This window comes from Pseudomonas sp. B21-032 (genome assembly GCF_024748965.1).
GTDB lineage: Bacteria > Pseudomonadota > Gammaproteobacteria > Pseudomonadales > Pseudomonadaceae > Aquipseudomonas.
On record NZ_CP087180.1, the window covers coordinates 2,703,873 to 2,725,427 of the forward strand.

General features: G+C 64.7%; 18 protein-coding genes. 2 read left to right on the top strand and 16 right to left on the bottom strand.

The window, feature by feature from the left end:
* Nucleotides 1–111 precede the first annotated feature (111 nt).
* Both LOY54_RS12360 and LOY54_RS12365 read left to right on the top strand, forming a co-directional pair.
* A complete protein-coding gene (locus tag LOY54_RS12360) occupies nucleotides 112–2,352 on the top strand; it encodes a bifunctional diguanylate cyclase/phosphodiesterase (protein ID WP_258610548.1) in 2,241 nt (746 codons plus the stop codon).
* Nucleotides 2,353–3,115: 763 nt separating this feature from the next.
* Nucleotides 3,116–3,418: a DUF6124 family protein gene (locus LOY54_RS12365; protein ID WP_082075459.1), complete on the top strand. Its 303-nt coding sequence runs from the start codon at nucleotides 3,116–3,118 to the stop codon at nucleotides 3,416–3,418.
* Nucleotides 3,419–3,557: 139 nt separating this feature from the next.
* Here LOY54_RS12365 and LOY54_RS12370 read toward each other — a convergent pair whose 3' ends face one another.
* The 16 genes from LOY54_RS12370 to LOY54_RS12445 are packed head-to-tail and all read right to left on the bottom strand — an operon-like array spanning nucleotide 3,558 to nucleotide 21,464.
* A complete protein-coding gene (locus tag LOY54_RS12370) occupies nucleotides 3,558–4,346 on the bottom strand; it encodes a carbohydrate deacetylase (RefSeq protein WP_258610549.1) in 789 nt (262 codons plus the stop codon).
* Nucleotides 4,318–5,490, bottom strand: a complete 1,173-nt coding sequence (locus LOY54_RS12375) for a GNAT family N-acetyltransferase (RefSeq protein WP_258610550.1) — start codon at nucleotides 5,488–5,490, stop codon at nucleotides 4,318–4,320. The genes LOY54_RS12370 and LOY54_RS12375 overlap by 29 nt, the downstream gene beginning before the upstream one ends.
* 4 nt (nucleotides 5,491–5,494) lie before the next feature.
* Nucleotides 5,495–6,184, bottom strand: a complete 690-nt coding sequence (locus tag LOY54_RS12380) for an N-acetyltransferase (RefSeq protein ID WP_258610551.1) — start codon at nucleotides 6,182–6,184, stop codon at nucleotides 5,495–5,497.
* A 34-nt stretch (nucleotides 6,185–6,218) separates the two neighbouring features.
* Nucleotides 6,219–8,138, bottom strand: a complete 1,920-nt coding sequence (locus tag LOY54_RS12385) for a hypothetical protein (protein ID WP_258610552.1) — start codon at nucleotides 8,136–8,138, stop codon at nucleotides 6,219–6,221.
* On the bottom strand, nucleotides 8,135–9,439 hold the full coding sequence (locus tag LOY54_RS12390) for an oligosaccharide flippase family protein (RefSeq protein WP_045198756.1): 1,305 nt from the start codon (nucleotides 9,437–9,439) through the stop codon (nucleotides 8,135–8,137). The genes LOY54_RS12385 and LOY54_RS12390 overlap by 4 nt, the downstream gene beginning before the upstream one ends.
* The gene (locus LOY54_RS12395) at nucleotides 9,436–10,446 is read right to left on the bottom strand and encodes a polysaccharide deacetylase family protein (protein WP_258610553.1); all 1,011 of its coding nucleotides are present in this window, start codon (nucleotides 10,444–10,446) and stop codon (nucleotides 9,436–9,438) included. The genes LOY54_RS12390 and LOY54_RS12395 overlap by 4 nt, the downstream gene beginning before the upstream one ends.
* A gap of 9 nt (nucleotides 10,447–10,455) precedes the next feature.
* A complete protein-coding gene (locus tag LOY54_RS12400; protein WP_258610554.1) occupies nucleotides 10,456–11,592 on the bottom strand; it encodes a glycosyltransferase family 2 protein in 1,137 nt (378 codons plus the stop codon).
* Nucleotides 11,585–12,550: a glycosyltransferase family 2 protein gene (locus LOY54_RS12405; protein WP_093383294.1), complete on the bottom strand. Its 966-nt coding sequence runs from the start codon at nucleotides 12,548–12,550 to the stop codon at nucleotides 11,585–11,587. The genes LOY54_RS12400 and LOY54_RS12405 overlap by 8 nt, the downstream gene beginning before the upstream one ends.
* Nucleotides 12,547–13,917, bottom strand: coding sequence for an O-antigen ligase (locus LOY54_RS12410; protein WP_258610555.1), 1,371 nt, complete (start codon nucleotides 13,915–13,917; stop codon nucleotides 12,547–12,549). Before LOY54_RS12410 ends, LOY54_RS12405 begins: the two co-directional genes overlap by 4 nt.
* Nucleotides 13,914–15,002: a glycosyltransferase family 4 protein gene (locus LOY54_RS12415; RefSeq protein WP_045198766.1), complete on the bottom strand. Its 1,089-nt coding sequence runs from the start codon at nucleotides 15,000–15,002 to the stop codon at nucleotides 13,914–13,916. Before LOY54_RS12415 ends, LOY54_RS12410 begins: the two co-directional genes overlap by 4 nt.
* Nucleotides 14,999–16,588 (bottom strand): LPS biosynthesis protein, encoded by a 1,590-nt coding sequence (locus tag LOY54_RS12420; RefSeq protein WP_045198768.1) that lies wholly within the window; start codon nucleotides 16,586–16,588, stop codon nucleotides 14,999–15,001. Before LOY54_RS12420 ends, LOY54_RS12415 begins: the two co-directional genes overlap by 4 nt.
* Nucleotides 16,589–16,608: 20 nt before the next feature.
* Nucleotides 16,609–17,631 (bottom strand): polysaccharide biosynthesis/export family protein, encoded by a 1,023-nt coding sequence (locus LOY54_RS12425; RefSeq protein ID WP_123566862.1) that lies wholly within the window; start codon nucleotides 17,629–17,631, stop codon nucleotides 16,609–16,611.
* Between the two features lie 22 nt (nucleotides 17,632–17,653).
* A complete protein-coding gene (locus tag LOY54_RS12430) occupies nucleotides 17,654–18,301 on the bottom strand; it encodes a CpsD/CapB family tyrosine-protein kinase (RefSeq protein WP_045198772.1) in 648 nt (215 codons plus the stop codon).
* The gene (locus LOY54_RS12435) at nucleotides 18,302–19,048 is read right to left on the bottom strand and encodes a sugar transferase (protein ID WP_045198774.1); all 747 of its coding nucleotides are present in this window, start codon (nucleotides 19,046–19,048) and stop codon (nucleotides 18,302–18,304) included.
* Nucleotides 19,045–20,115 (bottom strand): NAD-dependent epimerase, encoded by a 1,071-nt coding sequence (locus tag LOY54_RS12440; protein ID WP_258610556.1) that lies wholly within the window; start codon nucleotides 20,113–20,115, stop codon nucleotides 19,045–19,047. The genes LOY54_RS12435 and LOY54_RS12440 overlap by 4 nt, the downstream gene beginning before the upstream one ends.
* Complete coding sequence (locus tag LOY54_RS12445) at nucleotides 20,112–21,464, bottom strand: UDP-glucose/GDP-mannose dehydrogenase family protein (RefSeq protein WP_258597630.1); 1,353 nt, start codon at nucleotides 21,462–21,464, stop codon at nucleotides 20,112–20,114. Before LOY54_RS12445 ends, LOY54_RS12440 begins: the two co-directional genes overlap by 4 nt.
* Nucleotides 21,465–21,555 lie beyond the last annotated feature (91 nt).

The window sequence follows — 21,555 nt, forward strand, 5'->3', positions numbered from 1 at the left end:
GTGAAACGTTTCAGTTTGAGCATAACGCCAGCGCGCTAAAAAAAGCCAGCCTGGCTAAACAATGCGCCGCCGGCGCCGATAAAGCAGTAATGCGATGCGAATTACGGACCTATGAGCACAAGAATCCTCGCCCTTGATGACAATCCGGTCCTGTCGAAGAACCTGCGCACCACCCTCAATCGCCTGCTGCCCGTAGGTTTTGCCCTGATCGGCATCGGCCTGTCGGTGGTGCTCGGGCGCCTGGACGTGCAGCGCCAGGAAGCCGAGGTGATCGCCAATGCCAGCGCGCGCCTGTCGGGCGTGCGCGCCAGCATCGAGGCGCAGTTGCGCTCGGCGTTCGGCGAGACCGAGGGCATTGCCCAACTGCTGAGTGCCGATGGCGAAATCAGCCCCGAGCATTTTCACGACATGGCCCGCCAGGCCATCGCCTCGGTGCCGCACATCCGCCATGTTTCCCTGGCGCCCAACGATGTGATCGCCGACGTCTACCCGCTCAATGGCAATCAGGGCGTGCTGGGCATGGACTACCGCCGGCTGCCCGACCAGTACCCGCTGCTGCAGCGTGCCCGCGACAACTACAGCCCGGTGCTGGCAGGCCCCGTGCAGTTGCTGCAGGGCGGGCGCGGGCTGATCTACCGGCGCCCGGTGTTCCTCAAGGGCCACAAGGGCGTCAACCTGTACTGGGGCAATGTCTCGATTGTTGCCGATATCGACCGCTTGCTCAGCACCGCCGGGCTCGATCTGGACCCGGGCTTCGAGCTGGCCCTGCGCGGCGCCGACGGCCAGGGCCCGGCGGGCGCGGTGATCTGGGGTGACCCGCAGTTGTTCGAACAGCACCCGGTGACGGTCAATGTCGATGTGCCCGGCGGGCTCTGGCAACTGGCGGCCAGCCCCCTGGGCGGCTGGCCGTCGATGAGCCTGTTCGCCTCGCCGCTGTTTTTGTTTGCCCTGACCTGCACCGGGCTGTTCAGCGTGTTCGTCGCCCAGCTCAACCGCAGCAACCACCTGATCAACCTGCGCAACCTGGAACTCAAGCAGTCCCAGGCGCAACTGGAGCGCCTGGCGCATTTCGATGCCATTACCGGGCTGCCCAACCGCCTGCGCTTTCAGCAGCAGTTGCTCGACGCCATCAGCCAGGGCCAGCGCCTGGCCGTGCTGGTGCTCGACATCGACGGCTTCAAGCAGATCAACGACAGCCTCGGCCACGCCATGGGCGACCTGTTGCTGCAACAGGCCACGGCGCGCTTCATGCAGATCATCGAGCCTGAGGATTGCCTGTGCCGCCTGGGTGGCGACGAATTTGCCTTTGTTCTCAAAGGGCCGGATGACCGTTGCATCGAGCGTATCCAGGCCCTGCTGCAAACCCTGCAATTGCCGTTTGACCTCAAGGGCAACGCCGCGCTGGTGACCGGCAGCATCGGCCTGGCCTGGTGCCCGGAACATGGGCAGAGCGCCGACCGCCTGCTGCGCCACGCCGACACCGCGATGTACGCGGCCAAGGAGAGCGGGCGCAATGCCTACCGCCTGTACCAGCCGGAAATGACCCAGCGCCTGCAGCAGCGCCTGGACCTGGAGCACAACCTGCGCCGGGCGCTCAAGCACAATGAATTCGAGCTCTGGTACCAACCCAAGATCGACCTGTTCAGCGGCCGCGTCGAAGGCGCCGAGGCGCTGCTGCGCTGGCGTGACCCCGAGCACGGCCTGGTGTCGCCGGCGCAGTTCATCCCGCTGGCCGAGCGCACCGGGCTGATCATCCCCCTGGGCGAGAAAGTGCTGGATCTTGCCTGCGCGCAGATCGCCGCCTGGCGCGCCGCCGACCGCCTGCCGGGGCCGGTGGCAATCAACGTCGCGGCCCTGCAGATCGAGCGCAGCGACTATGTCGCCAGCCTCAGGCGCACCCTCAAACGCTATGACCTGGCGCCGACCCTGCTGGAAGTCGAGATCACCGAAAGCCTGCTGATGGAAAGCCAGCAGCACGCCTGCGCAGTCCTGGCGCAGTTGCAGGAACTGGGCGTGACCACCGCAGTGGACGACTTCGGCACCGGATATTCGTCGCTGGCGTACCTGAAGATGCTGCCGATCGACCACCTGAAGATCGACCGCGCTTTCATCAAGGATTTGCCCGAAGACGACGACGGCGCCGCCATTACCCGGGCGATCATCGACCTGGGCCACGCCCTGGGCTTCAAGATCACCGCCGAAGGCATCGAAACCGCCGAGCAGTATGCGTTTTTGCGCAATGCCGGGTGTGATCAGGGCCAGGGCTTCTGGATGGGCCGGCCGATGCCGGTGGCCGAGTTTGATAGCTGGTTGGAATCAAAAAAGGTGGATCTCAGCATTTTGGTTCGATGAGTTCAAAGGAGTTGAATATCGGGTGACATGCGGTAGCAATTCACTCGCCTTTTTCTATACTCGATCTACATGTAACCTGGGCGGAGTAGAAGAAATGCGAAACGACAGAGCACCGGCCATAGATCCGTATGATGCGATTCAGTTATTGAGTGACCAAACCTTATATCTGAATGCTATGAATTCTATGCGTAGATATAGCGATTCGAAAGGAAGGCTTGCTGAGGATGACGTCGAGAGTCTTCGGCTCGAAGCTGAGTCACAATTTGCTAGGCTGCAACTTTTTTATTTAGAAAAATTAGGCAGATAGGCTTCAACTCTCACTCTCACTGGTTTCGGAGTGTCTGCTCTCTGTGAATCGGCTGAAATCTTTGCTGTTGGAAATAAGAAAAATTCACAGTTCTACTTGAAAATTCCTTCCTCACGACATTTTAAGCTAGTTGAAATGGTTCTTAGGAATTATCCTACGCTTTCTGTCACCTTCATTCTCTTGCTTGCTCTGTATATTCAAACTAGGCTCGCTCGGTCACTGAAAACTTGGTGATCGGGTTTGGCGACCCGGAATCTATATGCAGATATGCCCCTGAATGAAGGGCGGGCGTTTTAGTGTCCGTTTGTCCTTTATGGTGGCTGTATGCGGGAGGGCTTATGCCCTGCCGGGGTTTCCTGCGTTGATCCGGTTCGCCAACCCGCGTACAGCTGCCACCTTATCTCGTTTGGCGACGAGTGCGTGGTAGCTCCAGTCAACTCAACCAGGAGCCTATCGATGAAAAAACCAGTACCTGATCCGCCATCACTTCATCTTGTCGAGACCTTAGAGACTAGTGTCAAAAGTTGTCCGGATCATCCACCACTTTTCAATGTGCGAGCCGGGATCTGTGCAGAAGATGCTCTAGTGCATGCAGTCCTATACCTGAAATGTGCGAGCGCAACGATTTCGCAGGTCGTTAAGCATACAGATAATGAAGGACGTGCTTTTGTATGGTCTTCGCAACACTCTGTTGAAATGGCCAGCGCTCTGATGGACGCATTGCTAGATGGAGTCGAAGCTCGACAGCTAAAGGTCTGAGCAATGGCTGAAAGCGAGAATGTCTTGGATCCTGCTCTATAAGGATGAAAGACACTCGCTTTCAGTGACTGGACGTCTCACCGGGGGTACAAACCAATCAGCGCAAAATCTATTCGCTGACCGTTTACGCTCAAATATTTTAAGAGGGGGCCAGCACAGTTCGTCCCCCGGTAAGCACCCCATACCCAACCCTAGGCACCCCCCCCAACCTTAACTCCACCAACGCCTTCAACGACTCCCCACTCCCCAAATACGCATCCCCAAAATCATGCCCCCCCAACGCACTCGGATGCGCCACCACCTCCAGCAACCCATCCGCCGGCGCTAACCCCGCGCGTAAATCCGCCGGCGTACACACATAATCCGCCGTCGCCCCCGCCAACTGCTTCAAGCGCCTATTTAGCAACGTTTTGAACACCCGCTTCAGCGGCCCGATGTTATGCCCAAGATTACGCGCCAACCTCACCGCCACGCCTTCGCGCGCCGCAAAGCGGGCGACGATTACGCCAATGGGCCAGATGTTGTGCACATGCTGGTGCGAGTCCAGGTGGCTGGGCATCAGGCCCTGGTTCAGGCAGTGTTGCCACTGCGCCTGCAGTTCCTGCTCAACGGCGTCGCGCTCGGCGCGGCTCAGGCGCAGGGTGCGTTGCTTCAGGCGCAGGTCGAATTCGCCATTGGGCGCGCAGAAGCGCGGCTGCTGGCGAATGGCTTGGCTCAGCGGCCGGCCGTAGGTGAGGTTGAAGTGCAGGCCGATACGCCCGCGCAAGGCCGGCAGTTGCGCCAGGCTGCAGGCGGCGCTGAAGGCCGGCATGTTGGCCATGGCCGTGGCCGAGCTGATCAACCCGGCCTGGAAGGCATGCAGGATGACCGCGTTGGTGTGGGCGCTGAGGCCGAAGTCGTCAGCGTTGACTATGACCTGTGAGGGCATCCGGGTTCTCCTGTGGCGAGTCGGGCTCGGCGGGGGTGGCCGAGGGTGTTTGGCGCAGGCGTTGCAACTGTGGCTTGAAGCGTTGCCACAGGCGCAGGGCCAGGCCCAGGGCCAGGCCGCTGGGACGCCAGCTGTAGAAGCTTCGGCGCTGGTGTTCAACGGCGCCGCTCATGCGTTCGTGCAGTTGGTGGCTGGAGTTGTGCAGGCTCACCCGCGAGGCGTCGACCCACTCCCAGCCGTCGTCCAGGCCCCAGTGAATCCATTCCTCGAGCAGCACCCGGCCGCTGCCAAGCTCGGCATAGGCGGGCACGAAGGCCAGGTTGTAGTCGTACACCCGGCCGCGCTCGAACACCCCCAGGCGGTAACTGATGCAGCGGCCGTCGAGCTCCAGCAGCACCATGCGCACCAGGCCTTGGGCCGCCAGGGCGCTGAAGGCCTGGTACATCCACTGGCGGCGCAGGCGGCCAGAGAAGATGCCGACCTCGTCGTCGCCTTTCCAGCTGAGCTCTTCGACAGCGCTGATGGCATCGAGCAGTGGCGTGATGGTGTTGGCATCCGGGGTAACCCTGCGTACCTGGGCGCCGCAGGCGGCAATGCGCTTGCGCGCGCGGCGCAGTTTGTAGCGCGGGTCGCCGCTGATTTCCTGGCGGTCTTCGGGCACGATGCGGTGCACCGGCACCCGGCAATTCAGGCGCTGTTCATGGGTGGAGCTGCGCCGCGCCCAGCGGCTGAGCAGGCTGTGGGCCGCCGCGCCGTCGGGCACTTCGTCCAGTTGCAGCAGGGCATGGGGCAGTTGCTTGCGGATCGCCCGCAGCACTTGAGCGGCGGCCTTGGCCGGCACATCGCAGAGCAGGGCGATGCGGTCGCTGAGCGGGTAGCCCAGGTGCCGCACCACCTGCACCGTCAATGGGCCGAAGCGCTCAGTGCCGCGTACCAGCGGCAGGCACAGGCACAACCGGCCCTGGTCGCGGCCCACCAGCACCTGCAGTTGTTGCCCGGCCATCAGTGACGCTTCGGCCGCCAGCAGCCAGCCCAGGTGGTTGAACGGCGTGCTGTCGGCCAGTTGCTGGCGCAGTTGTTCGTAGTCGGCGGCGGGGAAGTCCGCCGCCGCCAGCGACGGGTACCACTGCAGTTCAAGGCTCATGGGTTCAAGTCACCGTGGCCGGGGCGGGGCTTGCTTCAGGTTTGCGCAGGGGCTCCAGGCGCGACTCGCTATAGCGGGTTTCGCGGTAGAACTTCCAGCGGCCGAACAGGCAGTACACATTCATCACCCGTCCTTGTTCCTTATAGCCCATGCGCAGGTGCAGCTTGAGCGCCGGGATGTTGTGGCTTTCGCACACGTCCACCACGGTGTCGCAGCCCTGGGCGGCCATGGCCTTCCACAGCTCCAGCTGCAGGTCGACCGAAAGCTCGGTGCCCCAGTACTTGCGCGCCAGCTCGCCGCCAAATTCAAAGAACTGCCCGGGCTCGACCGGGAACCAGCAGCCGTAGAAGTGGCGGTCGTGGTAGTGGCGCAGGCTGCCCCAGATGAATGCCACCACGTCACCCGCGTCATCGAGGAACATCAGCCCAGTGTGGCCCTCGGCGGCCAGCTCGCGCATGGTCTCGATGCGGTCGCCAAAGTGTTTGGCGAAGGCCCGTACGTTGTGCACGGTGATCGGCTCGACCCGCAGCGGCGGGTAGGGTTTGAGTTTGTGCGGCGGCACGGGGCTGACCAGGTCGCGCTCCATCCACAGCAGCTCCCAATGGTAGAACAGGTAGCGCTTGACCCCAGCGTTGATGGTATTACGCAGTCCTTTGCGCTGGATGCGATCCTGGATCTTGCTCAAAGCACTCATGGTGCCTCCTGTTTCTGGCAGGTGAGGTGCGCGTTCATGACGCGCTCCAGGTCAGGGCGAACAAGGTTTGCCCTGGCAATTGAAAATGGATACGGCCTTGCTCGCAGACAAACTGCGCGCGGCGTGTGCTGTTGTCGGGGCCGAAAAAGCTCAGGGCGCCTGCAGCGCAGCGTTGTTCGGTGGCAAGGGTCACCTGTTGCAGGCGCTCGCCCTTGTTCACCCCCAACAGGCTGCGCTGCTTGCCACGGGCCATGGCCAGGGCGTCGACTTCGAAGGCGTCGTTGTCCAGAGCCAGCACCTGGTCGAGCCAGTGCTGCTGGATGAACTGCTGGGCCAGGCCCACGGGCTTTAGTTCAAAACGGTTTTCGCCCAGCACCCGGACCATGCCCTTGGGCCATTCGGGCTCGTCGGCGACGTGGAACCAGTTGAGCATGTCGAGCAGGCCGTCCTGGGAGGCGTTGATCACCACCGAGGCCCACCACAGGGCGGTAAAGTGGGTTTCCTGGTCGTAGGGGCTCAGGCTCGAGCCGCTGGAGAGGTTGGTCTGGTCCAGCAGCAGCGCCTTGTTCGGCCGGCCCTGGGCATCGAGGCCGACCAGCCTGGCGGCCTGGCGCACCGAGTCGCGGTAGCTGCGGGTGGCCAGCAGGTCGCGGACCATCCATTCGTGCCAGGCCAGGGCGTCGATCTGCGCACCGTGCTCCTTGAGCAGGCGCTGTGCCCAGTCAAGGCCGATGCGCTTTTCGCTGTCGCTGTGCAGCGGGCCGTTGACCAGTCGCGAGCTTGCCGGCATGGCGATGCGCACCCCGGCTTCGCGGGCGCCGGGGCTGCGTTGCACGCGCTCGGCCATGGCCTGGAAGTAGCGGCTGAAGGTGGGGTAGTCGCTGTAGTTGAGGTTCGGTTCGTCGGCGAAGGCCAGGTAGTGCAGGGTGTTGCCACCGAGCTTGCGGGTGGTGTTCAGCCAGTCGTCGAGGCCGTCGTTGCGGATGCGGTCGGCGGCCAGTACCGATTCGCGGCCGGTGCCGGCCAGCAGGGTGATGTCCTGTTTGATGTTGTAGCGTTGCTGGTAAAAGCTGCGAAAGGCAGTTTCATAGCCGGGCTTGCGTGCCAGCAGGTCGGCGAAACTGTAGTAGCCGGCTGCTTGCGGTTGCAGGGCATCGAGCACGGCGTAGCTCGATGGCGGCGGCAGTACATAGGGCAGGTTGACGCCCAGGTCCGGGGTGCGGCCCAGTACGGTGTGGCCAAGGCTGAGCGCGACCTTGCCGTCGCTGTTGTGTAGCGGGCGTAATTGCCCGGGCTGCTGGGCGAACAGGTTGGCGCTGCCGTCGAGCCAGAACGCCACCTTGCCACGGCCTTGCAGTTGCAGGCGGAAGGTCTGCTCTTTACTCGACTGCGGCAGCGCCAGGCGATCGAACTGCCAATAGGCGGGGTAGGGCTTGAGCGCCAGGCTCAGTTGCTGGCTGTCGCCCAGGCGCTGCACCTGCAGGCTGCGTACGCCGCCATGATATTTGCCGGCCAGGGTGGCTTTCTCGCCCGCGGGCACTTTGAAGTACAGCTCGACATTGGGCCCGACTTCGGCGCTGAAGTGCACCTTGGCCGGGGCGAACAGCGCCCGGGTGCTGTCGGCATGCTCGATGCGGTAACGGCGAAAGCTGTAGCCGGGGATTTCCACCTGGTAGTCGCTGGCGCTCGCCGCCAGCGGCCATTGCACCCAGCCTCGGCTTTCATTGGCCTCGATCGCGCGCTCGGCCTGCAAGTAGCCCTGGCCGTCGAGCAAAAAGATGCGCTCGGGGTTGGCCTCGGCCTGCCAGGCCGGTTGCCAGCTGACCGTGACGGTGTCGGCCTTGCTCGCTTGCAGGTACAGGCTGCCATCGCGCAAGTCGCCCCATTGCAGGGGCGCAGCCTGTAGCGTGGCGCTCACCAGCACGCCGCTCACCACCAGGGCCAGGGCTTTCATGCCGGCCGCCGTTGCAGCATCTGCCGAAGCGGCGCGAGGTCGCTGGGCAGTACCAGCAGGGTTTGCCAGAACGGCACGCCGCTGAGCTTGCAGTACAACAGCAGCATCGCCAGGGTCACCGCCAGGTAAGCGATGGATGAGGCCGCCGCAGCGCCGACGATGCCATAGGTGGGGATCAACAGCACGTTGAGCAGCAGGTTCAGCGCCGCGCCCAGGCCCATCATCAGCGATACCGTGCCGGGGCGGTTCTTGCCCAGCAGGTCGAGGCGCAGGATGCTCGCATAGCACAGGCCGAACAGCCCCGGCAGCAAGGCCAGAAGCGCCGGATAGGCCGGTTGGTACTCGGCGCCGAACAGGGTGACGATCAGCCACTCGCCAATCAGCGCCATGCTCAGGCAGGCGCCGAGCATCACTGTGGCGGTCAGGCGCAGGGCCAGCGGGGTAAGCTTGTCCATGCCGGCGTCCTGCTGCAGCAGGCGTTTCATCAGCGGTGTGGTCACCGCCTCAGGGACGATCAGCAGCAGTTCGGCGGCGGCGCTGGCCATGGCGTAATGGCCCAGCGCGGCGCTGCCGAGCATGGCGCTGATGAACAGGTAGTCGGAGCGCAGAATCACCTGCTGGAACAATAAGTCCGGGTGGCTCTTGGCGCTATAGGAGAGCAGCTCGCGCTGGCCGCTGCGGTCCCAGCACAGGCGGATCGAGTGCTGCCGGCCGAGCCAGTACAAACCGAGCATGACCACCAGGCTCAGGCCCAGCAGCCAGCTGATCAGCGCCGCTTCCAGGGCCGCGTGCTGCCACATCCAGAACAGGCCGACAAACAGCAGCAGCGGCACCAGCGACTCGGTCAGGCGCAGGGCGTTGAAGGCGCCAACCCCGCCGGTGGCGTTGTGCAGGGTCAGCAGGCCGCTTTTAAGCACCGTCAGCGGCACCGCCAGCAGCAACAGCCAGGCCAGCAGGCCCAGCTGGGTGGTCACTTCCAGTTCAGTGCCGAACTCCCGGGCCAGGGCCACGCAGACCAGGGTCAAGGCGCCGGCCACCAGGCAGCCGTAGATCAGCACCTGGCTGAGCAGCAGGCCCATGCTGCGCTGCTTGGCCGCCTGGTAACCAACGGCGGTGTTGAGCCCGCCGCTAGTGGCGGCGCTGATCAGGTCGGGCAGGGTGCTGAGCAGGGCGAACAGGCCGCGCTCGCTGGGGCCCAGGATGCGCGCCAGCAGCACGTTGCGCATCAGCCGCAGGGCGATCATCGCCAGGCGCGTGCCCATGCTCAGCAGCAGGTGGCGCACGTAGTGGCTGCGGCTCATGGGCGGCCTCCGCGGCTGATGCGCCAGGCCAACAGCGAAGGGCGGCTGGCGCTGCGCTGGCTGACACTGATACGCGGCAGGGCCAAGGGGTCGTCATGGCCCTGGCAGATCCCGGCGCGGGTGCTCAGGGCAAAGGGGTAGCGGTGCGCGGCCAGGCGCTCGCGCACCCGCGCGTCGTGGTCGCCGTTGGGGTAGCAGTACACCGGCAGCGGCTGTTTGCAGCCCTGTTGCAGGGCGTAGTGGCTGCGGCTCAGTTCTTCTTCCAGGCACTGGTCGTCCAGGCCCGGCAGCAGCGCGTGGCTGGCGCCGTGGGGGCCGAAGCTGATCAGCCCGGAGTTTTCCAGGTGGCGTACCTGGTTCCAGTCCAGGGCCTGGGGCAGGGATTCAGCCGGGCAGGCGTCGGTGAGGTGATGCAGGGCCATCGGGCTCAGGCTTTTCAGGCTTTGCAGGTATTTGCCCAGGGCCTGGCTGCGCGCGTGTGGGCGCTCGTTCATGAAGTAGGCGGCCGGCAGTGGCCGGCCGATCTTGCGCAGTTGCTCGATCAGCGCCCGGCGGGAGATTTCGCCATGGGTGCCCCACAGGGTTTCGCCCAGGCTCTCCCACCAGAAGCGCTGGCGGCTGCCGATGTAGTCGGTGGACAAAAAGATGCTCGCCGGCACCTGGTATTGCTGCAGCAGCGGGAAGGCATTGAGGGCGTTGTCGCGCCAGCCGTCGTCGAAGGTCAGGGCCACTTTCGGCCGGTTGCCGCTGCGCGGGTGTTCGTGGGCCTTGAGCAGGTCCATCAGGTGCACGCAGTCAAAGTGGCGTTGCAACCAGCGCAGCAGGCGTTCGAAGGCCTGGGGGCCGACGCACAGTTCATTGCGGTGCGGCAGGGCGGCACTGTCGTCGTCGGCCAGCACCCGGTGCAGCATAAGGATCACCCCGGCGCCGCGCAACTGGCTGCGGCCCTTGGGGGAATTGAGGTACAGCCAACCGCTGGCACGCTTGATACTGGTTTTTATCGGCATGTCAGGTGCTCATCGAGTCTGGTCGGGGTTCCATTGGTTGTAGCTGTGCCCGCGTAAAAACTGCCACAGGCCGACGCTCATGCCGGCCAGGGTCACCAGCACGAAGGCCGCCAGGCGAAACGGTTTGGGCAGGCGCTGGCGCACGTCCAGCAGGCCGGCGATGGCGATGGCATAGCCGAGCAGTTGCGCGGCCAGGGTCAGTTGGTAAAAGCCGTGGCCGTCGAGCAACCACAGGTTGGCCAGCAGCAGGGGCAACAGCAGCACCGGCGCCAGGCGGCGGATCAGCTTGTGGCTGATCAGGGCAATGGCGTACAGGCCGTGGTGCAGCGGGTTGAGCAGTTCGCGGCGGGCGGCCAGGCTGATCAGGCCGCCGACGGTGACGCGCTGGCGGCGGCTGAACTGGCGGTCGGCCTCGTCCACGCCCTGGTCGAGCACCTGGGCTTCGTCAACGTAGACCACCCGTTTGCCGGCCACCGGTGCGCAGGTGTTGATGTAGAAGTCGTCGTTGACCCGCGCCGGAATCGGCTGGTACAGCTCGCGGCGCAGTGCCTGCAGGGCGCCATCGGCCGACACCGTGCAACCGGTGCGGCTCTCCACCCGGCGCAGCCAGGCTTCGTAGTGGCGGTACAGGCTTTCGCCCAGGCTCAGGCCCTTGCCGGCCTCGGGGATGATCATCTTGCCCACCGTGCCGCCCACTTCAGGGTCGGCAAAGGGTGCCAGCAAGGCGCCGAGGGTGCCGTCAATCCAGTGCACATCGGCGTCGGTGAACACCACGATGTCGCCCGTACACTGGGTGACGGCGACGTTGAGCACGCTGTTCTTGCCCATGCGCGGCAGGTCGAGGACCTGGATGCGCGGGTCGTCAAAGCTGCGCGCCAGGGCCACGGTGCTATCCGTGGAGCCATCGCTGGCGACGACGATCTGCAGGCTCTGGGCCTGGTAATCCTGGGCCAGCAGGTTGCGCAGCTTGTTGTCGATATTGCGTTCTTCGTTGTGCGCGGCCACCACCACGCTGACCCGCTGCGGCGCCAGCGGTGCGGGGCGGTGACGGGGGAACAGCGGCCCCACCAGGGTCAGCAGCAGCGGGTAGCCCAGCCAGGCATAAAACGGTAGCAACAGGCACAACCAAAAGATGAACTCAGCCACGGGCGGGCCTCCTTGCGTTCCAGTTGAACAGGCTGAGCACGAAGGCCGCGCCGGCCAGGTGCAGGCGGATCCAGTGCAGGCCCCAAAGCTGCAGGGCGAACAACAGGTCGCGGTGTTTCAGGCTCTGGCGCAGGCTCAGGGCCAGCGCGGGCAAGCTGGTGACCAGCAGCAACAACAGCGCCAGGTGCGGGTAACCGTCGAGCAGCGCCGACAAAGCCATGAAGTCGAGCAGCCAGGCGCCCAGCGACAGCAGCGGAAAGCGCAGCAGGCGCAGGCTCGGGCCGTTGCTGCGCAGCAGTTGCAGGTTGCTGCCCTGGCGCCACAGCTCCTTGCCCAGCCACTCGCGCCAGCTGCCCTCAAAACCCCAGTGCAGCACCACCGGCTCGCGCAGGGCCAAAAGCCGCGCGCCGGCCTTGTTCAGGTGCCAGGTAAAGTCCTTGTCTTCGCCGGTGCGCAGGGTTTCGTTGAAGCCGCCCACCTGATCGAACCAGTGGCGCTGCATCAGCAGGTTGGGGGTCGGCAGCCACTGCATCGGGTGCAGTGCCGGCAAGCCTGCACGCAGGGTCCGGCGTTGCCAGGCGCGGGCGAACCAGGGCGCCTGGCGCGGGGTGTCGCAGTCCAGGGCGAAGACGTCGCCACGACCTTCGCCATGCAGCTTGAGCAGCAGGCTCAGCCAGTGCTCGGGCACTTCGATGTCGGCATCGAGAAACGCCAGCCACTCACCGCTGCTGGCCTGTACGCCACGGTTGCGCAAGGCGCCGATGGTCAGCCCGGGCAGGCTCAGCACCTGGGCGCCGAGGCTGCGGGCGATCTGCGGGCCGTCGTCGCTGGAGCCGTTGTCGACCACCACCAGCTCGCAGTCAAGGCCGGCATCGGCGGCGGCGTTCAACGCCGACTGCAGGGTCCGGGCGATGTGCCGGGCTTCGTTGAACATCGGCACCACGACACTGACCTTCATGCCTTCACCTGCGCCGGTTGCGCCTGTTCGGCCTTGAGCCGCAGCACGCTGGACAGCGCCAGCATGATCCACAGGTACTTGTGGTTGGGCGCGCTGAGGAACATCAGGAACAGGCTGATGGCGAGCATGCTCATGCACAGGTGGGTGAGCAGGTCGGCCTGGCCCTGCTCACCCTGGCGCAGCCACAGGCGCCGGGCGTACCAGACGTTGTACAGGGCCAGCAAGACCATGCTGACAAAGAGGATGCCGGCCGGTATGCCGACCTCGCTGAAGATCTCCAGGTAGGTGTTGTGCGCGCGGCGGTACAGGTCGCCGACCTTGCGGTTGGCTGAAAACGCCTTGGCGTAGCCGGTGGTGGCGTAGTGCAGGGGGAAGGTGCCGGGGCCGGTGCCGAGCACCGGGTGTTCGCGGATCATCTTGCTGCCGACCACGATGTACGACGAGCGCCGGCCCAGGGAATCGTCCTGGAAGGCATTGACCCCGGACTTGAGCAGCGCCAGCGACTGGATGCGCGCAACGTAGCTGGCCGGCATCAGCGCCACCATGGTCGGCAGCAGAATCGCCAGGCCAAGCATGGCAAAGCCCAGGTGTCGCGGGCGCAGGTGGGCGACCTGGGTGCGGTAGTGCACCAGCACGATGCCCAGGCTGATCAACAGCACCACCAGGCCCGAGCGCGAGTTGGTCTTGGTCATGCCCGCCAGCAGCAGGATGCAGCAGGCGATCCAGAACAGCTTGTGCAGCCGCCGCGGGCTGTTGAACACCAGCCACAGGGCCATGGGCACGGCGATGGCGATGAGCATGGCGAACACGTTGGGGTCTTCCAGCAGGCCGGCGGCGCGGCCTTCGTCCTGGTACTTGGCCGAGGCCATGGCCATGATGCAGGTCAGGCTGACACTGAGGGTCACCAGCCGGTACATCATCGGCAGGTCGAGGTCGCGGCCAACCAGCAGGGTGATGCCGAACAACAGCAGGCCCACGGCAAGCTCGCGAAAGTGCCCCAGGGACATCTCGCTGCTGTCGCTGGCCAGAAAGCTCAGCAGGTACAGCGCCAGAAAACCCAGCAACAGCCGCCACATGCTGCTGCGCAGGCGCTCGGCGGGCAGTTGCTTGACCGCCAGTTGCAGCACCAGCACCAGGGCCAGGGCCGCGCCGATCATTTTCGAGGCGGTCAGCTCGCTGTCCTTGAACAGGCCTTCCAGCGGCACCAGGGTGATAATTGCCAGCAGTCCCCAGGCCGGGCGTTTGTACAGCGCCAGCAGGCCGGCCAGGCCGATTACCGCGCCGGGGGCGAGAAACGGGTAGGGGCTGGCCAGCAATGCCACGCAGGCGATGGCCAGCAGGCCGATCAGGGACAGGGGAATGATCATGCGCAGGTCTCCGTGGCCGCGCCCAGGTAAACCCGGGCCCAGCGTTGCGCCAGCGTCGGCAGGTGATAACGTTCGCGTTGGGTGCGCCGCGCCTGGGCGATCAGCTCGCCGGCCTGGGCCGGGTCGAGCATCAGCGCCTCAAGCTGGGCGGCCAGCTCTTGCACCGCCAGGGGCCGGGCCAGCAGGCCGCTGCGCCCGTGTTCGATCACATCGGGGATACCGCCGACCGCAAAGGCCACCACCGGCACGCCATCCTGCATGGCTTCGAGCAGGATCATCGGCGTGCCTTCGGTGCGCGAGCTGATCACCAGGGCATCCAGGCGTGCCATCCACTGGCGCATGTCGGCCTGAAAGCCGGGCAGGCGGATGCGCTGGCTTAAACCGGCGGCGTCGATGCGCGCTTGCAGGGCGTCGCGCTCGGGGCCGTCGCCGAGCATCACTGCGTCGAGCTGCGGGTGGCGCTGGCACAGCGGGATCAGGGTATCGAGAAACAGGTCCGGGCCTTTCTCGCAGCTCAAGCGGCCAACATAGCCGGCCAGCCAGCGGCCAGCGCCAGGGTGGCGTGCGGGCAGGGCGTCGGCCTCGGGCAAGCCGTTGGGGATAACCTGCAGCTTGTGCTCGGCGACCCCGGCCTGGCGATGGATGCGCTTGATGCTCTCGGCCACGCAGACCACCCGCTCGATGGTGGCGGTGCGGCATAGCTGCAGGCTGATCCAGGTGTACAGGCGCTGCTTGCGGCTGCTGGGGGTAAAGCCGTGCTGGGTGGCGACCATCGGCAGGCGCCACAACTGCGCGCCCAGCCAGCCGAACAGCAGGCCCTTGAAGTTGTGGCTGTTGATCAGCGGCTGCTGGTCGTGGCGCCGACGCAGTTCAGCCAGCAGCTCGCCGACCCCGTCGCAGGTCTGGCAGGCCACGCCGGCGGCGCGAAAACGCGCCACCAGTTGCTCCGGGGCCCCGAGAAACAGCACCTGGTGCTGCCCCGGGGTGGCCTGGCAGTGGTCCAGCAGCATCCGCTCGGCGCCGTAGAAGCCGCCACTGCTGAGCAGGTGCAGGATCGGCCGTGGCGGGTTCAGGGCTGCGTTCAATTGCGCACCCAGTGCACCAGCCGCGGCAGCGACCAGCCCTTGTAGGGGTTGGGGGTTTCCGGGGTCTGGTCGTTGATCACCAGCAGTACCGGCAGGTCCAGTTGATGGCTGATTTGCGCCGGGTGCTTGAAGCGCCGGTCAAAGAACTCTTTGACGTACACCAGGGCAATCGCCAGCAGCAGGCCGGTGAGCATGCCGAACGGCACGATCAGCAGCGGCTTGGGAAACGCCGGCTCCGCAGGCTCGTACGGGGCGCTGAGGATGCGCGCGTTGGACAGGCCGTTGAGCAGGTCGGCGCCGCGCGATTCTTCGTAGCGCTGGGTGTAGGTGAAGTAGGCCTTGTGCAGGGCGTCGATCTCGGTGTCGAGCTGGCGCGCCTTGCTCTGGGTTTCTTGCAACTGGTGCACGCGGCCTTTGAAGTCGGCGATGCGCGCGGTCTTCTGGGCGATCACGTCCTGGACCACGGCCAGGTCTTTCTCGCGCTCCTTGATGCGGTTGGCGACGATCTTCAAGAACTGCTGGCGGGTCTTGGCGATCTGTTCGCGTTGCAGCAGCATCTGCTCGCTGCCGGGCTGGAACACCGCCAGGTCGCTGACGTAGGTCAGCACCAGGGTGGTCAGCTGTTCACCGAGCTGCTTGATTTCGCGGTCTTCAAAGGCCACGTTGTCGACCGTGGTGGTGAAGGTGTAGGGGAAGGCGAAATCGCGCATGTTGGCGTTGCTGGCCGCGGCCAGGCTGGTTTTCAGGTAGTCCAGCCACTGCTGGCTTTGCAGCAGGCGGTCGCGGTACTGGTTCAGTGCCTGTTCTTCGGTGTTGATGGCGTTGAGGCGGAAGGTGATCTCTTCTTTGGGGTCCGAGGAGCCGATGCTTTCGAGCATGCCCAGGCGCTTGCCTTCGAGGTCATCCATGCGCACCTGGTATTGCAGTTTCTTCTGCTCGTAGAACTGCTCGGGCAGCTCGTTGGACTGCAGGTTCTGGCGGTTGCGCAGGTAGTTGTCGAGCAGGCGGCTGACGAACAGCGTGCCCAGTTTCGGGTCGGGAAAGCTATACGTCACCGAGACCACGTTGGAGCCGGGCAGGGTTTCGACCTTGAGGTCCTTGATGGCGTCGTCGGTGAGGGTGTCGAGCTGGGTGTCGCGCACCGGGTCGACCTCGAGGCCGAACAGCGAGCGCACCGGGTTGACCACGTACTCGCGCAACGGGTTGATGATGCCGCTGCGGATCGGCCCGAACACCACCCGCTGCATGAAGCTGGGCGGGATCTCGTACTTGCCCTCGGCGCGCAGCTGGCTGATGGTTTCGCGGATCAGGGTCGGCGAACGCAGGATATTGCTCTCGGTCTCCATGTCGGCCAGCGACGGCGGGATGAACTTGTCGGTCTCCTGGGCGAGGGTGGTGTTGGTGTCGCTCTGGGACAGTTTTTTCGACTGCACGATCACTTCGGCGGTAATGTCGAAGCTCTGCTTGAGCACCAGCGGCAACAGCAAGGCGATCACTGCGAAGACCAGGAACACCCGTTTGACCAACTGGCGGTTGGCAAAGAAGATCCTGAAGAATTCATGCAGGTAGTTTTCTTTTGTATTCATGCTCGGATACCCGCCTGGAATTAGTTGTTGTCGCTGTCTTTGTTGTCAACGCGATAACCGAAGCTGAAGCCGACCCCCTGGAACAGCACCACGTCAGCCAGTTGCCGGGCCAGGTCGCCGGCGCTGGCGAGCTTGGTCTTGGGCACGTAGAGCATGTCGTCCGGCTGCAGGTAGGCGACTTGCGCGGCGCTGGCATCCAGGGCCTTGTCGACGTTGTAGGGCACGGCCTGCACCTGGTTGCCGTTGCGGCGCATGATCACCACTGAGTCGAGCCGCGCCTTGACGTTCGGGCCACGGGCCAGGGTCAGGGCTTCAAGCACCGACACCGGGCGGCGGATCGGGTAGGCGCCGGGCTGGCCGACTTCACCCAGTACGTAGATCTCGTTGACGGCGGTGGACTTGAGCATCACGTCCACGGTCATGCGCCCCGGCAGGTCGGCGTAGCGCTTGTTCAGGTAGGTTTGCAGCTGGGTGACAGTCATGCCCTGCAGCGGCACCGAACCGATTTCCGGGAAGCTCGCCTGGCCGTCGCTGCCGACGGTGATTTCGCGGCTCATGCCGGTGGCCGGGTGGTTGAGCGCGCTCTTGAGGTTCTGCTCGTTGGTCAGCGGGCTGATCACCTGCACGGTGACGTTGTCGCGCCCGGGCTGGAACAGACGCTTGTTGCGGTAGGCCTGCTGGATGGTGCGCCGGGCTTCGTCCGGGGTTTGCCCGGCAACGTTGACCGAGGTGTTGGCCCGCGGCAGTTCGATGGTGCCGTCGGGCAGCACCAGCTGGTTGCCGTTGAGCGAACTGGCTGCCGGGAAGGCCAGGCCGACGGTGTCGCCGGACTGGATACGGTACGACGCCGAGCCGCTGGTGCTGATGTGGAAGATCACATCGAGCACGTCCTGCGGGCGCAGCACCTGTTCGCTGCGCGGCAGTTCGGCGTCCTGGGCGTTGGCGGCATTGGCGGTCATGATCTGTACCGGCATCTGCCGGGTGTCCTGATTGGCGCAGCCGGCCAGGGTCAGCAGGCACAGCGCGAACGTCGTGTATTTCATGTGAGGCTCCTGGTCTGCTGGCCTAAAGGTTGTTGTACAGCCACTTGGGCATGTAGTACTTGCGCCGGTTGAAGACGCTGCCGATCAGCCTGGCGCCGGCCTGGGTCAGGCGCTGGGCGGCGGCCTGGGCCACTTCCCAGCGGGTTTCCTCGGCGCACACGACGAGAATCACGCCATCGACCAGGGTGCCGATGATCAGGCTGTCGGCGCTGGCGTACACCGCCTCGCCGTCGATCACCACGAAGCGGTAGTGCTCGCCCATGTGCTTGAGCAGCACCCGCAGCAGGTCGGGGTTCAGGCGCTCCTTGCCGCGCTTGTAGGTGCCGGCCGGCAGCACGTCGAACGGCTGGTCGGACAGGCGCACGATGCAGTCCTGCATCAACGGCGGGGTGTCCTGGTCGAACATCAGGTCGTTGAAGCCGCGCAGCTTGTGCAGGCTCAACTGCTGGCTGAGGTTGTTGCCGCTGGGGCTGCTGTCGACCAGCAAGACCGGGCCGCCGCTCATCAACGCCAACTGGCTGGCAAAGGCCAGGGCGCTGGTACTGGTGCCGCTGCCGGTGTTGGCAGCGGTCAGCAGCAGGATGCGCTGGTCTTCATCGAGCACCGTGGAGGTCAGGTTGGTTTCGCTCGGGGTGGCGATCGTCAGACTTCTTGAAGTAGAACCGTCCATTCAACTTGCTCCGTGGCCGCTGAAGACTTTGAAGGGAGTCTTGAAGAGGATCTTCAGATCCAGCATCAAGCTCTGTTCGTTGATGTAGCTCAGGTCCAGTTCGACTCGCTGGTCGAAGTCTATGTCGCTGCGTCCGGAGATCTGCCACAGGCCGGTCATGCCGGGGTAGATGCTCAGGCGGGCGAGGTGGTTGTCTTTGTAGCGATAGGCGTTGAACGAGGTGGGGCGCGGGCCGACCAGGCGCATGTCACCGAGCACCACGTTGAACAGGTTGGGCAACTCGTCCAGGCTGCTGCGCCGCAGCCACTGGCCGATCGGGGTGACGCGCGGGTCTTTGTCGATCTTGAAATCGATGGCATCGGCGCCGTGCTTGTTGAGGTGGCGCACCGAGTCCTTCAAGGCCTCGGCGTTGGCGACCATGGTGCGGAACTTGTACATGCCGAAGGCGCGGCCGCGATAGCCGGTGCGCTTTTGCACGAAGAACACCGGGCCGGGGCTGCTGAACTTGACCAGCACGGCCAGGCCCAGCAGCAGTGGCGAAATGATCGCCAGAATGCACAAGGCACCAAAGCAGGCGACCACCCGGTTGGTGCGCGACAGGGTCCAGGGGCGCCCGCCGGCACGGCCGGTCAGCCAGCCTCGGCCTTGCATGTGAATCGCCGCGTCGATGCGCTGGCGGTGCGCGGGGTCCATGCGCTTGTCTTGATACAGTGCCTGCAGTTGCGCACTTTTAGGTTGTCCTGTCATACCGTTCTCCGTTGCTGCGCGGGCAAGTGCCCGTTGACCCGCACCGCGTCCCGGTCAAGTTGCGGGTAGTACTGATGAAACCAGGCAATAAAACGCCCGAGCCCTTCATCCAGCGAAACCTGGGGGGTGAAGCCGGTGACCTGTTCCAGGGCGCTGGCATCGGCACAGGTGGCCAGCACATCACCCGGTTGCAAGGGCAGCAGCTCGATGCTGGCGCTGCGTTGCAAGTGTTTTTCCAGCAAGGCCACGTAGTCGGTGAGTTCCACCGGGCGCTGGCCGCCGATGTTGAACAGGCGCCACGGCGCGTGGCTGCTGGCCGGGTCCGGATGCTCGCGGTCCCAGGCCGGGTTGGCGGTTGGCGCCAGCGGGATCAGGCGTACCAGGCTTTCGACGATGTCATCGATGTAGGTGAAGTCGCGCTGGTGCTGGCCGTAGTTGAACAGCTGGATCGGCCGGCCTTCGGCAATCGCCCGGGCGAACTGGATCGGCGACATGTCCGGGCGGCCCCAGGGGCCGTACACGGTAAAAAAGCGCAGGCCGCTGGTGGGGATGCCGAACAGGTGGCTGTAGCTGTGGGCCATGGCCTCGTTGGCTTTTTTGGTCGCCGCGTACAGCGACAGCGGGTGGTCGACGGCATCCTCGACCCGGTACGGGGTGTGCTGGTTGGCGCCGTACACCGAGCTCGACGAGGCATACAGCAGGTGCTGCACCGGATGGCGGCGGCAGCCTTCGAGAATGTTCAGAAAGCCGCTGAGGTTGCTGTCGATGTAGGCCCGCGGGTTTTCCAGCGAGTAGCGCACCCCGGCTTGCGCGGCCAGGTGAATCACTACCTCCGGTTGCTCGCTGGCAAACAGCTCGGCGATGCCGGCGGCATCATTGAGGTCGAGGCGGTAGAGGGTAAAGGCTCCGGCCTCAGCTTCAACCCAGCGCACCCGCGCATGCTTGAGCGCCGGGTCGTAGTAGTCGTTGAAGTTGTCCAGGCCGATCACCTGGTGGCCGTCGCGCAACAGCCGCAGGCTGCAATGGGCACCAATGAAACCGGCGGCGCCGGTGACCAGGATCTTCATGGCGCCGGTACCTCCGGCTGCACCTGGCGCAGGCCGATGCCACTGTAGCTCAGGCCGAAAGTGGCGACCTGGTCGGGGTTGTACAGGTTGCGCCCGTCAATGATCAGGCGGCTGCGCAGCTTTTTCGCCAGCAGGGCGAAGTCGACCACGCGAAAGTTCTTCCACTCGGTGCAGATCACCAGGGCGTCGGCGTCTTCCAGGGTGTCGTCGCGGGTGGCGCACAGCTGCAGGTCTTTGCGGTAGCCGTAGATGCGCCGGCATTCGGACATCGCCTCGGGGTCAAAGGCGCACACGGTAGCGCCTTCGGCCCACAGCGCTTCCATCAGGTAGCGGCTGGGGGCTTCGCGCATGTCGTCGGTGTTGGGCTTGAAGGCCAGGCCCCAGACCGCAATCGACTTGCCGGCCAGGCTGCCAGGAAAGCGCTGCTTGAGCTTGGCGAAGAGGATCTGACGCTGGCTGTCGTTGACTTCACTGACGCTTTGCAGCAGGCGCAGCGGCATGCCGCTGCGTTCGGCGGTGTGCAGCAGGGCGCGCAGGTCCTTGGGGAAGCACGAGCCGCCAAAGCCACAGCCGGGGTAGATGAAGTGGTAGCCGATGCGCGGGTCGGAGCCGATGCCTTTGCGCACCGCTTCGATGTCGGCGCCCAGGTGCTCGGTGAGGTTGGCCAGCTCGTTCATGAAACTGATGCGCGTGGCGAGCATGGCGTTGGCCGCGTACTTGGTCAGCTCGGCGCTGCGGTTGTCCATGAACATGAGCTTTTCATGGTTGCGGCAGAAGGGCGCGTAGAGCTCGGCGAGCTGGTCGTGGGCCTGGTCATCGGCGGTGCCAACGATGATCCGGTCCGGACGCATGCAGTCGGCCAGGGCGCTGCCTTCTTTAAGGAATTCGGGGTTGGACACCACCCGCACCTTGAGCGCGCCCTTGCCCAGGCGCTGCAGTTCTTCGCCGGCCAGGGCGGCGACCTTGTCAGCGGTGCCGACCGGGACGGTGGACTTGATGATCAGGGTGCGATCGGCTTCCATCAGCCCGGCGATCTGCCGGGTCACCCCGAGGACATGGGAGAGGTCGGCCGAGCCGTCTTCATCCGGCGGCGTACCGACGGCGATGAAGATCAGTTCGGCGTGACTGACCGCATCACTGGCCTGGGTGCTGAACAGCAGGCGGCCTTCCTTGATGTTTTCTTCGAGCATGGCCGAAAGCCCCGGCTCGCTGATCGGCGGTACGCCCTGACGCAGTTGACTGATCTTGTGCGCATCGACATCGACGCACAAAACCCGGTGTCCTACGTCTGCGAGGGCCGCAGCTTGCACAAGACCGACATAGCCGGTGCCAAATACGCTCACGTCCATGTCGGCGTGCCTCGTATGGAGTAATGAGGATGAAACAGTGGTGTGATTTCGGTATAGCCCACCCGTGGGAAGTCGTGTCAATCAAATGGCA